The organism is Bradyrhizobium sp. USDA 4510 (assembly GCF_054059095.1).
The window spans coordinates 2,392,217-2,407,565 of the sequence record NZ_JBSSBT010000001.1 but is presented as its reverse complement, the minus strand read 5'-3'; the positions used below and the strand labels follow the sequence as shown (position 1 = coordinate 2,407,565).

General features: G+C 66.0%; 11 protein-coding genes. 5 read left to right on the top strand and 6 right to left on the bottom strand.

What is annotated here, in order from left to right; translation table 11 throughout:
• Positions 1 to 86: 86 nt before the first annotated feature.
• Positions 87 to 983 carry a LysR family transcriptional regulator gene (locus ACVMDN_RS10605; protein ID WP_018270739.1) on the bottom strand — a complete coding sequence of 299 codons (897 nt, stop codon included), beginning with the start codon at positions 981 to 983 and terminating at the stop codon, positions 87 to 89.
• A gap of 256 nt (positions 984 to 1,239) precedes the next feature.
• Here ACVMDN_RS10605 and ACVMDN_RS10600 point away from each other — a divergent pair, with 256 nt between their 5' ends.
• The 5 genes from ACVMDN_RS10600 to ACVMDN_RS10580 are packed head-to-tail and all read left to right on the top strand — an operon-like array spanning position 1,240 to position 7,218.
• On the top strand, positions 1,240 to 1,716 hold the full coding sequence (locus ACVMDN_RS10600; protein ID WP_141340899.1) for a formate dehydrogenase subunit gamma: 477 nt from the start codon (positions 1,240 to 1,242) through the stop codon (positions 1,714 to 1,716).
• Positions 1,713 to 3,281, top strand: a complete 1,569-nt coding sequence (locus tag ACVMDN_RS10595) for a formate dehydrogenase beta subunit (protein WP_141340900.1) — start codon at positions 1,713 to 1,715, stop codon at positions 3,279 to 3,281. Before ACVMDN_RS10600 ends, ACVMDN_RS10595 begins: the two co-directional genes overlap by 4 nt.
• A 13-nt stretch (positions 3,282 to 3,294) precedes the next feature.
• Positions 3,295 to 6,174: a formate dehydrogenase subunit alpha gene (gene fdhF / locus ACVMDN_RS10590; protein ID WP_141340901.1), complete on the top strand. Its 2,880-nt coding sequence runs from the start codon at positions 3,295 to 3,297 to the stop codon at positions 6,172 to 6,174.
• Positions 6,175 to 6,176: 2 nt separating this feature from the next.
• Complete coding sequence (gene fdhD, locus ACVMDN_RS10585; protein WP_141340902.1) at positions 6,177 to 7,013, top strand: formate dehydrogenase accessory sulfurtransferase FdhD; 837 nt, start codon at positions 6,177 to 6,179, stop codon at positions 7,011 to 7,013.
• On the top strand, positions 6,997 to 7,218 hold the full coding sequence (locus ACVMDN_RS10580; protein ID WP_028331549.1) for a formate dehydrogenase subunit delta: 222 nt from the start codon (positions 6,997 to 6,999) through the stop codon (positions 7,216 to 7,218). The genes fdhD and ACVMDN_RS10580 overlap by 17 nt, the downstream gene beginning before the upstream one ends.
• Before the next feature lie 136 nt (positions 7,219 to 7,354).
• Here the strand turns inward: ACVMDN_RS10580 and ACVMDN_RS10575 are convergent, their stop codons facing one another.
• The 5 genes from ACVMDN_RS10575 to ACVMDN_RS10555 all read right to left on the bottom strand — a co-directional run bounded on the left by ACVMDN_RS10575 (position 7,355) and on the right by ACVMDN_RS10555 (position 15,227).
• A complete protein-coding gene (locus ACVMDN_RS10575) occupies positions 7,355 to 8,191 on the bottom strand; it encodes an IS5 family transposase (protein ID WP_229191985.1) in 837 nt (278 codons plus the stop codon).
• Positions 8,192 to 8,302: 111 nt separating this feature from the next.
• Positions 8,303 to 11,260 (bottom strand): bifunctional [glutamine synthetase] adenylyltransferase/[glutamine synthetase]-adenylyl-L-tyrosine phosphorylase, encoded by a 2,958-nt coding sequence (locus tag ACVMDN_RS10570; RefSeq protein ID WP_141340770.1) that lies wholly within the window; start codon positions 11,258 to 11,260, stop codon positions 8,303 to 8,305.
• Positions 11,257 to 12,711, bottom strand: a complete 1,455-nt coding sequence (locus ACVMDN_RS10565) for a sensor histidine kinase (RefSeq protein ID WP_057020254.1) — start codon at positions 12,709 to 12,711, stop codon at positions 11,257 to 11,259. Before ACVMDN_RS10565 ends, ACVMDN_RS10570 begins: the two co-directional genes overlap by 4 nt.
• A complete protein-coding gene (locus ACVMDN_RS10560) occupies positions 12,695 to 13,375 on the bottom strand; it encodes a response regulator transcription factor (RefSeq protein ID WP_028331552.1) in 681 nt (226 codons plus the stop codon). Before ACVMDN_RS10560 ends, ACVMDN_RS10565 begins: the two co-directional genes overlap by 17 nt.
• A 265-nt stretch (positions 13,376 to 13,640) precedes the next feature.
• Complete coding sequence (locus ACVMDN_RS10555) at positions 13,641 to 15,227, bottom strand: Do family serine endopeptidase (RefSeq protein WP_057020253.1); 1,587 nt, start codon at positions 15,225 to 15,227, stop codon at positions 13,641 to 13,643.
• Positions 15,228 to 15,349: the final 122 nt, after the last annotated feature.

The window sequence follows — 15,349 nt, the reverse complement described above, 5'->3', positions numbered from 1 at the left end:
ACTTGCTTCAACGCAACCACACAACGCGTGGTCGGTTGCTGCTGTGCCGGAACCGTGGCGGAAAGGCTACGAAGGAATGCCGAGAGCTACGCGCTCTCGAGCGTCGGCGCGACCTCGCGTGCGACCTGCACCAAGGCTGCGATCAGCGGCGTCATCGGATCGCGCTGCGGGATCACGAGGCCGATGCTGTAGTCCACGACCGGATCGACGATCGGAATGCTGCGCACCGCATCCGCAAGGCCGAGCGTCTCGGCGAGCTTGGCCGGCATCACGCTGGCCCAGCGGCCGGTCTTCACGTGGGTGTAGAGCACGAGCAGTGAGTTCGACGTCAGCGTCGGCGTCGCCTCCGCGCCGACCGAGGTCAGCGCGCGATCGATGATGCGGCGGTTCTGCATGTCGGGCGTGAGCAGACAGAGCGGCACGGTGCCGACTTCCTTCCACGTCACCTGCTTGCGGTCGCCGAACATCGCATCCGGCGCCGTCAGCAAGCGATAGCTCTCGTTATAGAGCGGGATGGTGCGGACCTTGCCGATCGGCTCGTTCTCGATATAGGTCAGCCCGGCATCGACCTCGAGATTCTCGAGCAGGCCGAGCACGTCGGCCGACGTGCACGACTGGATGCGGAACCGCACATCGGGATGGCGCGCCCGGAACGGCGTGGTCAGCGAGGCCACCATGCCGAGCGCGGTCGGGATCGCCGCGATCCGGATCTCGCCCGACAGCTTGTCCTTGAGGCTGTTGATCTCCTGCTTCATCGCGCGCGCATCGCCGACGATGCGCCGCGCCCAGTCCAGCGTCCGCTCCCCTTCCGGCGTGAAGCCCTGGAAGCGGGATCCGCGCTGCACCAGCATGACGCCGAGGATTTCCTCGAGCTGCTTGAGACTGGTCGACATCGTCGGCTGGGTGACGCCGCACGCCTCCGCAGCCCGGCCAAAGTGCCGTTCCTTGGCCAGCGCCAGCAGAAGTTCCAGCTTGTCGATCAAGGTTCAAATCCCTTCGGAAAACGGCGCCCCAAGCGGCAGCCCAACACGTCCATAGGTAGCACGATCGGGGTGCGATCCCGAAATCCAAAGCGCCCCGGAAGTGCGCGATTCCAGAACATTATTACGATCCCGCATCGATCCATTCGACAGCGCTATTAATCGCGTTTCGCAATCGCCGCATGAGACAGCTTTATTGATGTTTCGAAGGATTCCAACTCTCATGTGCGAAGCAAAAAACTGATCGTGAGAAGCGCTGATGACGGTGGGATACGAACCTTGGGACAAGGCGCGCGGCGCTGAAATCATCGCCGAGCACGCCGGGCTCGAAGGCGCCACGCTGGTGATCCTGCACGCGCTGCAGGAGGCCTTCGGCTACGTGCCGGAGCCTGCGATCCCGATGGTGGCGGAGGCGCTCAACCTGTCGCGCGCCGAGGTGCACGGCGTGTTCACCTTCTACCATGATTTCCGGAAGCAACCTGCGGGCCGCCACGTCCTCAAGCTGTGCCGCGCCGAGGCCTGCCAGGCCGCCGGCGGTGATGCGCTCGCGGCGCGCGCGGAAGCCAAGCTCGGCGTTGCCCTGGGCAATACCACGGAGGATGACCGCGTGACGCTGGAGCCGATCTACTGCCTCGGGCTGTGCGCCACCGCGCCCTCGGCGATGCTGGATGGCCGCGTGGTCGGCCGGCTCGACGAAGCGCGGATCGACGCGCTGGTCGCGGAGGCACAGCGATGACAATGCGGATCTTCATTCCCCGCGACGCCGGTGCGGTTGCCGTCGGCGCCGACGACGTCGCCCTCGCCTTCGAGCAGGCCGCAGCAGCGCGCGGCATGCCGATCGAGATCGTCAGGACCGGTTCGCGCGGGCTGTACTGGCTGGAGCCGCTGGTCGAACTGGCGACCGCCCAGGGTCGCGTCGCGTTCGGCCCGGTGACGCCGGCGGACGTTCCACCCCTGCTCGACGCGATGGCCGGCAACGGTCAGCACGCGCTGCGGCTTGGGGTCACGGACGAGATTCCCTGGCTGAAGCGCCAGACCCGGCTGACCTTCGCCCGCTGCGGCGTGATCGATCCGCGCTCGGTCGACGATTACCGCGCCCATGGCGGCTACAAGGGCCTGGAGCGGGCGCTGACGCTGACCTCCGACCAGATCCTCGCCGACGTCACGACGTCCGGTCTGCGCGGCCGCGGCGGCGCCGGCTTCCCCACCGGCATCAAGTGGAAGACCGTGGCGCAGGCCAGCGCTGATCGCAAATACATCGTCTGCAACGCAGACGAAGGCGACAGCGGCACCTTCGCCGACCGCATGATCATGGAAGGCGACCCCTTCGTCGTGATCGAGGGCATGACGATCGCAGGTATCACGGTAGGCGCCACCAAGGGCTACATCTACATCCGCTCGGAATATCCGCACGCGGTCGAAGCGATGAACGCGGCGATCGTGGTCGCCCGCCGCGCCGGCTTGCTCGGCAAGCGCATCGGCGGCTCCGCCCATGAGTTCGATCTCGAGGTGCGGGTCGGCGCCGGCGCTTATGTCTGCGGCGAAGAGACCTCGTTGCTGGAAAGCCTCGAGGGCCGCCGCGGCATCGTGCGGGCCAAGCCGCCGCTGCCGGCGCATAAGGGCCTGTTCGGCCGCCCGAGCGTGATCAACAACGTGCTGTCGTTCGCGGCGATTCCCTTCATCCTCGACAACGGCGCCAAGGCCTACGCCGATTTCGGCATGGGCCGCTCGCGCGGCACGATGCCGATCCAGCTCGCCGGCAACATCAGATATGGCGGGCTGTTCGAGACCGCCTTCGGCGTCACGCTCGGCGAACTCGTCGACGAGATCGGCGGCGGCACCTTCACCGGGCGCGAGGTGCGCGCGGTTCAAGTCGGCGGCCCGCTCGGGGCCTACTTCCCGCGCGCGCTGTTCGACACGCCGTTCGACTATGAAGCGTTCGCCGCGCGCGACGGCCTGATCGGCCATGGCGGGATCGTGGTGTTCGACGACAGCGTCGACATGGCGAAGCAGGCCCGCTTTGCGATGGAATTCTGCGCGGTCGAATCCTGCGGCAAGTGCACGCCGTGCCGGATCGGCTCGACCCGCGGCGTCGAGACCATCAACAAGATCATCAATGGCGAGCGCGTGGCGGAAAACCTCGCTGTTGTCGAAGACCTCTGCAACACCATGAAATTCGGCTCGCTGTGCGCACTCGGCGGCTTCACGCCCTACCCCGTGATGAGCGCACTGAAACACTTCCGGGAAGATTTCGGCGGAGATCTAGGTCCCGCACCGGCCCGGCTGCAGGCCGCGGAATAGCAAGGAAATCACGATGTCGCTGATCCAGGAAACCGATTTCGGCACGCCCAAATCCAAATCCGAGACGATGGTCACGCTGACCATCGACGGCAATCAGATCACGGTGCCCGAAGGCACCTCGATCATGCGCGCGGCGATGGAAGCCGGCACCCAGATTCCAAAGCTCTGCGCGACCGACATGGTCGACGCCTTCGGCTCCTGCCGGCTCTGCCTCGTCGAGATCGAGGGCCGCGCCGGCACGCCGGCCTCCTGCACGACGCCGGTCATGCCCGGCCTCGTCGTGCACACCCAGAGCGAGCGGCTGAAGAAGCTGCGCAAGGGCGTGATGGAGCTCTACATCTCCGACCACCCGCTGGACTGCCTGACCTGCGCCGCGAACGGCGACTGCGAATTGCAGGACATGGCGGGTGCCGTCGGCCTGCGCGACGTGCGCTACGGCTATGAAGGCGAGAACCACGTCTTCGCCAAATCGCACGGCTGCGAAAACGACAACTGGATGCCGAAGGACGAGTCCAATCCGTACTTCACCTACGATCCCTCGAAGTGCATCGTCTGCTCGCGCTGCGTCCGCGCCTGCGAGGAAGTGCAAGGCACCTTCGCGCTGACGATCTCCGGCCGCGGCTTCGACAGCCGCGTCTCGCCCGGCATGAACGAAAGCTTCCTCGGCTCGGAATGCGTGTCCTGCGGCGCCTGCGTGCAGGCCTGCCCGACCGCGACGCTGACCGAGAAATCCGTGATCGAGATCGGCCAGCCCGAACACTCGGTCGTCACCACCTGTGCCTATTGCGGCGTGGGCTGCGCCTTCAAGGCCGAGATGCGCGGCGAGGAAGTGGTACGCATGGTGCCGTGGAAGGACGGCAAGGCCAATCGCGGCCATTCCTGCGTCAAGGGCCGCTTCGCCTGGGGTTACACCACCCACAAGGAGCGCATCCTGAAGCCGATGATCCGCGAGCGGATCGAGGATCCCTGGCAGGAAGTGTCGTGGGACGATGCGCTGAATTTCGCCGCCGCGAAGTTCAAGGGCATCCAGCAGAAATACGGCCGCGACGCGGTCGGCGGCATCACCTCGTCACGCTGCACCAATGAAGAAACCTATCTGGTGCAGAAGCTGATCCGCGCCGGCTTCGGCAACAACAATGTCGACACCTGCGCCCGCGTCTGCCATTCGCCGACCGGCTACGGCCTGTCGCAAACCTTCGGGACTTCGGCCGGCACGCAGGATTTCGATTCGGTGGAGGACACCGACGTCGTGCTGATCATCGGCGCCAATCCGGCGTCCGCCCATCCGGTGTTCGCCTCGCGGCTGAAGAAGCGGCTGCGCCAGGGCGCCAGGCTGATCGTGATCGATCCGCGCCGCACCGAGATGGTGGAATCGCCGCACGTGAAGGCGCTGCATCTGCCGCTGATGCCCGGCACCAACGTCGCCGTGCTCACCGCGCTCGCCCATGTCATCGTCACCGAAGGGCTCGTCGATGAGACCTTCGTGCGCGAGCGCTGCGACTGGAGCGAGTTCCAGGATTGGGCGGCTTTCGTCGCCGATTCCAAGCACAGCCCGGAAGCCACCGCGATCATGACCGGCGTCGATCCGAAGGCGCTGCGCGAGGCGGCACGAATCTATGCCACCGGCGGCAACGGCGCGATCTATTACGGGCTCGGCGTCACCGAGCACAGCCAGGGCTCGACCACGGTGATCGCGATCGCCAACCTCGCGATGGCGACCGGCAATATCGGCCGGCCCGGCGTCGGCGTGAATCCGCTGCGCGGCCAGAACAACGTGCAGGGCTCCTGCGACATGGGCTCGTTCCCGCACGAGCTGCCGGGCTACCGCCACATCGCCGGCGATGCGGTGCGCGAGCAGTTCGAGGCGATGTGGAACGTCAAGCTCAACAACGAGCCGGGCCTGCGCATCCCGAACATGTTCGACGCCGCCATCGAAGGCAGCTTCATGGGTCTCTACGTGCAGGGCGAGGACATCCTGCAGTCCGACCCCAACACCAAGCATGTGGTGGCGGCGCTGTCGGCGATGGAATGCGTCATCATCCACGATCTCTTCCTGAACGAGACCGCGAACTACGCCCATGTCTTCCTGCCCGGCTCGACCTTCCTCGAGAAGGACGGCACCTTCACCAATGCCGAACGCCGCATCCAGCGCGTCCGCAAGGTGATGACGCCGCTCAACGGCTACGCCGACTGGGAAGTGACGATCATGCTCGGCAAGGCGATGGGCTTCGAGATGAACTACACCCATCCATCCGAGATCATGGACGAGATCGCCGCGCTGACGCCGACCTTCGCGGGCGTCTCCTATGCCAGGCTCGACGAGCTCGGCTCGGTGCAGTGGCCCTGCAACGAAAAGGCGCCGGAAGGCACCCCGGTGATGCATATCGGCGGCTTCGTGCGCGGCAAGGGCAAGTTCATCCTCACCGAATATATCGCGACCGACGAACGCACCGGCCCGCGCTACCCGCTGCTGCTCACCACCGGCCGCATCCTCAGCCAGTACAATGTCGGCGCGCAGACCCGCCGCACCGAGAACGTGGTGTGGCACGCCGAGGACCGGCTGGAGATCCATCCGCACGACGCCGAGCAGCGCGGCGTGCGCGACGGCGACTGGGTGCGGCTGGCGAGCCGCGCCGGCGAGACCACGCTGCGCGCCGAGATCACCGACCGCGTGGCGCCGGGCGTTGTCTACACCACGTTCCACCACCCTGACACCCAGGCCAACGTCATCACGACTGATTTCTCGGACTGGGCCACCAACTGTCCCGAGTACAAGGTCACCGCAGTGCAGATCTCGCCGTCGAACGGTCCGTCCGACTGGCAGAAGGCCTATGACGAGCAGGCTCGCCACTCCCGCCGCATCGCCGCGCCGGTGGTGGAAGCCGCGGAATAGCGATGCGCGAGCCCGTCTATCAGGCGAACCGGAAGGTCTGGCGCAACGGCGTCTTCAGCGACGGCGCGCGCCTGATCCCGGAGGAGACGCCGCTCGCGCTGACCTATAATGGCGGCACCTACGCCGTGATGATGGGCTCGCCCGAGGACCTCGGCGATTTCGCCGTGGGCTTCAGCCTGAGCGAAGGCATCGTGCAAGCGGCCGACGAGATCGAGACCCTCGACATCGTCGAGCTCGATGACGGCATCGAGCTTCGGATGTGGCTCAGGCCTGACAGGGCCGAGCGGATCGCCGAGCGACGGCGCAACATCGCCGGACCGACCGGCTGCGGCCTGTGCGGACTCGATTCCATCAGCGAGGCAGTCCGGCCGGCCGCGGTGGTACGCGCCGGCCGCGCCTTCTCGCCGCGCGAGATCATGGCGGCGATGGCGGCGGTGGCGCCGCTGCAGGAGATCAACCACCAGACCCGCGCCGTGCACGCCGCGGCGTTCTGGACGGGCGCGCGCGGCATCGTGGCGCTGCGCGAGGATGTCGGCCGCCACAATGCGCTCGACAAGCTCGCCGGCGCGCTGGCCCGCGACAAGGTCATGGCCGGCGAAGGCATGGTGCTGCTCACCAGCCGCGTTTCGGTCGAAATGGTTCAGAAGACCGCCGCGATCGGCGCGCCGCTGATCGCTGCGGTGTCGGCGCCGACCGCGCTTGCGGTGCGGATGGCGGATGCCGCCGGCATCACGCTCGCCGCGATCGCTCGCGCCGATGGATTTGAAATCTTTACGCATCCGGAACGCGTCACAGGCGCGATGGCCGGCAAGGAGCCCGCTTATGTCGTCGTCGCCTGACAAACTGGTCTATATGGCGAACCAGATCGGAAAATTCTTCCAGAGCCAGGGGCGCGATCGCGCCGTGCAGGGCATTTCCGAGCACATCTGGAAGTTCTGGGATCCGCGGATGCGCAAGCAGATCTTCGCCCATCTCGACGCCGGCGGCACCGGCCTCGATCCCGACGTCCGCGATGCCTTGCAGAAGTTGAAGCAGCAGGCGTAGCGAACTGCAAACCCCACACTGTTTCTCACCGTCACCATGAGGTGCGAGCGGAGCGAGCCTCGAAGGGTCGACGGCCCGACTGTGGCCGTGCATCCTTCGAGACGCGCTACGCGCTCCTCAGAGTCTGACTCATAAATCACCCAACCTTAGCTGCAGCCGCGAGTCTGCGGGTCAGGAGCCTGATGTGTGCAATCAGCAGCCAGGCAGCTTCGGTTGCCACCGTCGCCTCGAAGTCCTTGGCGAGGCGGCGGCATCTGCCGAACCAAGCGAATGTGCGTTCAACCACCCACCGCCTCGGCAGAAGCTGGAAGCCTTTGACGCCTTGAGGCCGCTCGACGATCTCGACAGTCCATGGACCGCAGTCTGAGAGCGCGTCGAGGAGTTGATTTCCGCGGTAGATCCGGTCGGCAAAGACGTGGCGCAGCCGGGGGAAGTTCATCCGCACGTTCTTCAGCAGCGGTACGGCGCCATGGCAGTCCTGAACGTTGGCGGGATGAACATGAACCCCAAGGAGGAGGCCATTGGTATCCGTCACAATGTGCCGCTTGCGGCCGTAGATGCGCTTGCCTGCATCGTAGCCGCGCGGTCCACCAGCTTGGGTGGTTGGCGCACTTTGACTGTCGATCACGGCTGCCGTCGGCTTCGGTGTCCGTCCAAGCTTTTTTCGCGCCCGTCGGACAAGCACGCTGACAATCCTCTGCCACCGGCCTGTATCCCGCCATTTATAAAAATAGCCCTGCACCGTCGAATAGGGCGGGAACTCCTGCGGCAACGCCCGCCACTGGCAGCCGGTCGAAACGATATAGAGGATCGCTTCGATCACACGACGCAGCTCCGTCTTACGCGGCCGGCCGCGCCGGTTCGCTCGCGGCAACAGGCGTCTGATCACCGCCCACTCCGCATCGGTCATATCGCTTGCATAACGCAGATCGTCCCGCCGATATTGCTCCCGAGTGATCTTGGTCCAGGGCATCGTGCTCTCCCTCGAATCTTTGCAAATCCGATGGAATCACACCCCACTGAGATCACTCACCCATTTTTCAGTCAGGCTCTCAGGATGACGGGATTGAGATCGTAGCTTCCCCTACCCCACGATCGTGTTGAAGACGCGGCGCACCTCGCTTTGGGTCTCGCGCAGGCGGGCTTCCAGCGCGGAGAAGTCCGGCGTGTCCCCGGCCCGCGCCATTACGCGCAGCAGGTCTTCGCCCGCGGTCTCCGGATTGAACTTGTCGGTGACGCAGAGCCGCAGGATCTGCGTCAGGTCATGATAGAGCCGCGCCGCCGAGCGCAGGATCTCCGCCTCGGACTGGCCGAGCAGGCCGAGCTTGGCGGCATTGTCGAGCACCTGCAGCGTGGAGACGCTGAGGATTTCCGGCTTCACCGCGGCATGCGCGAGCTGGAGATATTGCGCGATGAAATCGATGTCGACGAGCCCGCCGGCGGCGAGCTTGAGATCCCAGACGTCGTCCTCGCCCTTCTCCAGCGCGATCGCGCGCCGCATGTCGGCAACGTCGGCCGCGGTCGACGCCGCATCGCGCGGCCGGGTCAGCACGCTGCGGATGATCGCTTCGATCTTCTCGCGGAATTCCGGCGACGACGAGATCACGCGGGCGCGCGTCAGCGCCATGTGCTCCCAGGTCCACGCCTCGCGCTCCTGGTAGTCGGAGAACGAATCGATCCGCGAGGCGACCGGGCCGGCGCGCCCCGACGGGCGCAGCCGCATGTCGACCTCATAGAGCACGCCGTAATTGGTCCGGGTCGTGAAGGCGCTGATCAGGCGCTGGGTGAAGCGGGCAAAATACTGCGCGCCATGCAGCGAGCGCTCGCCGTCGGAGTCCGGCGCCTCGCTATCGAAATCGTACAGCAGGATCAAATCGAGGTCGGAGGACGCCGTCATCTCGCGGCTGCCGAGCCGCCCCATCGCGACGATCGCGGTCTCCTGCCCATTGATCCGGCCATATTGCGCGGCGAACTGGTCGGTGACGAGGCCGTGCACGGTGTGGACGATCCCCTCGGCCACATCGGCAAAGGCGGTGCTGGCGTGCTGCGCCGATACCGTGCCGGACAGGATCCGCGTGCCGATCAGGAACAGGCTCTCCTGGCCGAACAATCTCAGACGATCGAGAAAATCCTCGTAGGACGACGCATCCTGCAGCGTGGCGGCCAGCCGCTCCGACAGTTCCTTCTTGTCCGGCATCGCGCCGAAGAAGCGCGGATCGACCAGGCCGTCCATGATCTGCGGCTGCCGCGCCAGCATGTCGCCGAGCCGCGGTGCCGCGCCGAGGATCAGCGCCACCAGCGCGACGAAGTCGCGGTTCTGGCTGAGCAGCGAGATCAGCCGGCCGCCCCGCTGCAGCGCGCCGAGGAAACGGTCGAACGCCGCCACCGCATCGTCCGGCTCCTCGGCATGCGCGAGGCCGTCGATCAGGCCGGGAATGAATTCCAGGAACGCGGCGCGCGTCGCCTCGACGCGCAGCGCGCGATAGTCGCCCTCGATCCATTGCTGCACGGTGCCGGCAACCGCAATGGGCTTCTTGAAGCCGAGATTGGCGAGATGTTCGATCAGGCGGGCGTCGTCAGGTCCGGCGCCGTAGTCGATATCCGGCAGCTTTGCGGTGCCGGTCGGATCGTCGCCCTCGAACAGCTTGCCATAGTGGCTCTGCACGATCTTGAGCTGGCCGAGCAGGTCTCTGGCGAAGGCCTCGCGATTTTCGTAGCCGAAGAAATGCGCAAAGCGCTCGACATCCTCAGGCGCTTCGGGCAGCGAATGGGTCTGCTCGTCGGCGATCATCTGCAGCCGGTGCTCGACCCGGCGCAGGAATTCATAGGCCGTCGTCAATTCGTCGCGCGCTTCAAAGGTGATCCAGTTGCTGTTGGCGAGCACGTTGAGCGCCTCCAGCGTCGGCCGCACCCGCAACTCCGGATGGCGGCCGCCAGCGATCAGCTGCTGGGTCTGGGCGAAGAACTCGATCTCGCGGATGCCGCCGCGGCCAACCTTGACGTTATGGCCCTCGACCGAGATCTCGCTCTGGCCGCGATAGGTCTGCATCTGCCGCTTCATGTCGTGGACATCGGCAAGCGCGGCAAAATCCAGATGCTTGCGCCAGACAAAGGGCGCGAGCTCGGCGATCAGCGCCTCGCCGGCCTTGGGATCGCCGGCGCAGGGCCGCGCCTTGATCATCGCAGCACGCTCCCAGGTGCGTCCCTCGCGTTCGTAATAATGCAACGCCGCGTCGGTCGAGATCGCGACCTGGGTCGAGGCCGGGTCCGGACGCAGCCTGAGATCGACCCGGAACACATAGCCGTCGCCCGAGCGCTGCTGTAGCATCCGCGCCATCGCCTGGGTGACGCGCACGAAGAACGGCTGCGGCTCAATGTCCTCGGCGAGCGAGGTGGCCGCGCGATCGAAGAACACGATCAGGTCGATGTCGCTGGAATAGTTCAGCTCGCCGGCCCCCATCTTGCCCATCGCGAGCACGATCAGGCCCGAACCTGCTTCGGGGTGATCGGGATCGGCCGCGGTCATCCGGCCGCGGGCCACTTCCTGCCGGAACAGATATCGCAGCGCCGATTGCACCGAATTCACCGCGACGTCGGTCAGCGCCGCCGTCACCCGCATCACCGGCCAGATGCCGCCGATGTCGCACAGCGCGATCATCAGCGCGGCCTCCGCCTTCATGCGGCGAAGCGGAACCATCACGTCGGCCTCGCTGCCGGCGGCGAGCACCTCGCGCGACGTCGTCTCGATCAGGTTGGCCAGATGCGACTCCGGGTCGCATGACAGGATCCGGATCAGCCGCGCGGCGTCGGCACGCGCGAGCTCGAACAGGTAGGGCGAGAACTCGGCGATGCCGCGCAGGATGTCGCGTGCGAACGGATGTTCAAGCAGCGCATTGAGCGCGGCCAATTGCGCCGGCTCGAGCTCGGCGAACCAGTCGGTCAGGCGCTGATCGGCGGATGTGGGCGCGGCGACACGCGGTCCGTCCGCGAACCGCGCGGCCAGACCATGTCGATCCGCGTTTCCCGGCGCGGCGGCATTCATGCCGCCTTCTGTGGCACATCCTGCGTTTGAGCCGCAAGCCTGTCACTGCCGCCCGCCCGCGCGGGCAGCACCAGGGTGGCGACCAGCCCCGGATGGGCATCGCCGAGCCTGAGCTCGCCGCCATGAAGCGTGGCGACCGCCGAGGCCAAGCTGAGGCCGAGACCGGAACCGGGTAAGGTCCGGCTCGCCTCGAGCCGGACGAAGCGCTCGACCGCGTGCTTGCGGTCGGCCTCGGGAATGCCCGGACCGTGGTCGGTGACGCTGAGCAGGACCTGGTCGCCCTCGCGCCGCGCCTCGATCAGGATCTCCCGCGCATCCGCATTGAGCGGCTGCACGCTGACGTCGGGCTTGCCGTATTTGATGGCATTCTCGACCAAGTTGGCGACCGCCTGGCTGATCAATTCGCGGTTGCCGTGAATCGGCGCCGGCACGGTCTTCACCTGCAGCGTCATGCCGTCGTCCTCGGCCAGCGGCTCGTACAGTTCGTGGATGCCGTTGGCGACATCGGCACCGTCGAAATCGTCCATGTTGCCGCGCGCCTGGCCGGACTCGGCACGCGCAATCATCAACAGGGCGTTGAAGGTGCGGATCAGCCCGTCGGATTCCTCGATGGTCCGCTCCAGCGCCGCGCGATAGTCGGCCTCGCAGCCCGACCGCGCCAGCGCCTCCTCGGCGCGGTTGCGCAGCCGCGTCAGCGGCGTCTTGAGGTCATGGGCGATGTTGTCGGAGACCTCCTTGAGCCCCGTCATCAGCGCCTCGATGCGCTCGAGCATGGCATTGAGATTTTCCGCCAGGCGATCGAGCTCGTCGCCGCTGCGGCCGACCGGCAGCCGGCCGGACAGATCGCCCGCCATGATGCGCTTGGTGGTGCCGGTCATGGCGTCGATCCGGTGCAGCACGCGGCGGGCGACGAAGATGCCGCCGCCAATGCCGAGCACGACGACGACGAGGATCGACCATTGCGCGGCCTTGGCGACGATGCCGAACAGCCGCCGCCGCTCCTCGAGGTCGCGCCCGACCAGCAGGCGGAAGCCGTTCTCCATCTCGGTGACCTTCACGAGCGCGCGGTGATCGGTCTTGTCCTGGTCGTCGAGCCGGCGATAGGCGGTCTCGGTCCAGCCCTGCACGCTCATCACGCCCGGTGCCAGCGCGCCGACATTGCCGGCGAGCATCTGCCCGTTCGGCGCCGTCACCAGATAGAGGTTGGCACCCGGCCGCAGCGCACGATTGCCCATGGTGCCCAGCAGGCCGCGCAGGCCGCGGCGGTTGTAGATGTCGGTGATCTCGCTGATCTCGACGTTGACCGTCGTCGTGATCTGCTCGGTGATCAGCCGCCGCGTGTTCCAGGCGAAGTAAGCCAGCAGCGAGGCGGCGAACAGCGCGAACAGGAACAGGTAGACCAGCGTCAGCCGAAACGCCGTGGTCCGGATCAGTTTACCGAATGCCGTCACGGATCATATACCCCGCACCGCGGATGGTATGCAGCAGCGGCCGTTCAAAACCCTTATCGATCTTGGAGCGCAGCCGCGAGATGTGGACGTCGATGACGTTGGTCTGCGGATCGAAATGATAATCCCAGACATTCTCGAGCAGCATGGTGCGTGTCACCACCTGCCCGGCATGCTTCATGAGATATTCGAGCAGGCGGAACTCGCGCGGCTGCAAGGTCAGCTCGTCCTTGCCGCGGGCGACGCGATGGGAAAGCCGATCGAGCTCGAGGTCGCCGACCCGGTAGGTCGTCTCCTCGGCCGGGCCGACATTGCGCCGCGACAGCACCTCGACGCGCGCGAGCAGCTCGGCGAAGGAATAGGGTTTCGGCAGGTAGTCGTCGCCGCCGGCGCGCAGGCCCTTGATGCGGTCATCGACCTGGCCGAGCGCCGAGAGAATCAGGACCGGCGTCCGGTTGCCCTTGTCGCGCAGGCTGCCGATCAGCGACAGGCCGTCACGCTTCGGCAGCATGCGATCCACAACCAGCACGTCGTAGTCGCCGGACTCGGCCATCGACAGCCCTTCCTCGCCATCGGAGGCGAGATCGGCGATATAGCCGACTTCGCGGAATGCCTTGACCAGATAGTCGGCTGACTCACGGTCGTCTTCGATGATCAGGATGCGCATTTGCGGAGCGATTGCGGTCACGGGAATTGGCCCTCTGTCAGCATGACGCGGCCGGCCTGCACATGCAAGACGACCGCGCATATTCTCGATTGCTTGAAAAAAGTGGGCGGTGAAGCTGGGGGACCTCACCGCCCTGAGACCTTCCGACAGAGGGGGGCATATTCCATCGAAAGGCAACGTAGGGAGCGAGCAAGGGGCCCGCCCCCCGGAAAGCGCCGTCGGCGGGGGCGACTGATGCCGGCGACGCCTTCCAACTCATAGATAGTTATCCCTTCGCCAGCGGCACTGCCACAAAGCGCGACGAACCGCCGCTCTTCACGCGCATGAGAACGCTGTTCTTGCTGTCATTGCGCGCCGCGGTGATCGCATCCCGCACTTCACCGGCGGTGCCGACGGACTTGCCGGCGACCTCGAGGATCACGTCGCCTTCCTTGAAGCCCCGCTCAGCGGCAGCACTCTTGGGATCGACTTCGGTCACGACCACGCCATCCTTGCCGGCGCCGGCCACGCTGTTGGCTGGCGCGACGGTGAGGCCGAGCTTCGGCACGTCGGTGCCGCGGGACGAATTGCCCTTGTCGCTCTTGTCGGTGTCAGCCTTGGCCTCCAGGTTGTTCGGCAGCTGGCCGAGCGTGAGGTTGACGGTCTTGTCCTGACCCTTGTGCAGTACGTTCAGCTTCACGGCGTTGCCGGGCGCGAGGCCACCGATGGTGCGGGCGAGTTCGCGCGCATCCTTCACCGGCTCGCCATTGACGGCGGTGATGACGTCACCGGATTCGATGCCGGCCTTGGCCGCCGGGCCGTTGGCCTGCGGTTCGGCAACCAGCGCGCCTTCGGCCTTCTTCATGCCGAGGCTGTCGGCGATGTCGGAGGTCACCGGCTGGATCTGGACGCCGATCCAGCCACGGCTGACCGCGCCCTTGTCCTTCAGCTGGGCGACGACGCTCTTGACGGTCTGGGCCGGGATCGAGAACGCGATGCCGACGCTGCCGCCGGACGGCGAGTAGATCGCCGTGTTGACGCCCATCACCTCACCGGACACGTCGAACGCCGGGCCACCCGAATTGCCCTTGTTCACGGGCGCATCGATCTGGATGAAATCGTCATACGGGCCGTTGCCGATGTCGCGGCCGGAGGCCGAGACGATGCCCGCGGTCACGGTGCCGCCGAGGCCGAACGGATTGCCGACCGCCAGCACCCAGTCGCCGATGCGCGGCTTGGTTTCGGAAAGCTTGGCAAACTGGAAGTTGGAGCCGCCCTCGACCTTGATCAGCGCGAGGTCGGTGCGCGGATCGGTGCCGATCACCTTGGCGGAATAGGTCTTGCCGTCGTCGGTGGTGACTTCGACCTTGTCGGCGCCGTCGACGACGTGATTGTTGGTCACGGCAAAGCCGTCAGCCGAGATGAAGAAGCCGGAACCCTGGCCCGTCACCACGCCACCGCCGCGCGGTCCACCGCGCAGGCCCGGGGGCAAGCCATCCGGACCGCCGAAGCGGCGGAAGAAGCGCTCCATCGGCGAACCCGGCTGGAACGGCGAATCGTCATTGTTGTTGCTGTCATCCTTCGCGACCTTCTCGCGAATGTTGACCTTGACCGAGATCACCGACGGTTTCACGCGCTCGACGATGTCGGCAAATCCGACCGGCTGCTGAACCTTCTTGACCTCGTTATTGACCTGCGCATGCGCGGGCGTCGTGAACAGGTCGGCGGGGTTGTGCGAGGGGCTGAAGCCGTAGGTGGCGGCACCGAGGCCGGCCACGACCGACGCCATCAGCGCGAGTTTGCGGGCAGAGAACAGCGAGCGCTTCGGCGCCTTGTAGGACGGAAGGGTCGAGAGGTCGGGACGGTCGGTCATGTCTTGAAATCTCCAGGGGCCAGAATCATTGGTGCCGGGGGCGAGCACCTGATGGGTCTGAACATGGGGTCATCAGCCTTACGGCGCGCTGGCTGCGGAATTAAACTTTTGTAATCGAGGCG

What these genes read in the sequence shown, in the direction of transcription:
- fdhF (WP_141340901.1), top strand. Translation starts at nt 3,295, where the DNA reads ATGTCGCTGATCCAGGAAACCGATTTCGGCACGCCCAAATCCAAATCC.
- ACVMDN_RS10580 (WP_028331549.1), top strand. Translation starts at nt 6,997, where the DNA reads ATGTCGTCGTCGCCTGACAAACTGGTCTATATGGCGAACCAGATCGGA.
- ACVMDN_RS10555 (WP_057020253.1), bottom strand. Translation starts at nt 15,227, where the DNA reads ATGACCGACCGTCCCGACCTCTCGACCCTTCCGTCCTACAAGGCGCCG.
- ACVMDN_RS10600 (WP_141340899.1), top strand. Translation starts at nt 1,240, where the DNA reads ATGACGGTGGGATACGAACCTTGGGACAAGGCGCGCGGCGCTGAAATC.
- ACVMDN_RS10570 (WP_141340770.1), bottom strand. Translation starts at nt 11,260, where the DNA reads ATGAATGCCGCCGCGCCGGGAAACGCGGATCGACATGGTCTGGCCGCG.
- ACVMDN_RS10595 (WP_141340900.1), top strand. Translation starts at nt 1,713, where the DNA reads ATGACAATGCGGATCTTCATTCCCCGCGACGCCGGTGCGGTTGCCGTC.
- ACVMDN_RS10560 (WP_028331552.1), bottom strand. Translation starts at nt 13,375, where the DNA reads ATGCGCATCCTGATCATCGAAGACGACCGTGAGTCAGCCGACTATCTG.
- ACVMDN_RS10575 (WP_229191985.1), bottom strand. Translation starts at nt 8,191, where the DNA reads ATGCCCTGGACCAAGATCACTCGGGAGCAATATCGGCGGGACGATCTG.
- fdhD (WP_141340902.1), top strand. Translation starts at nt 6,177, where the DNA reads ATGCGCGAGCCCGTCTATCAGGCGAACCGGAAGGTCTGGCGCAACGGC.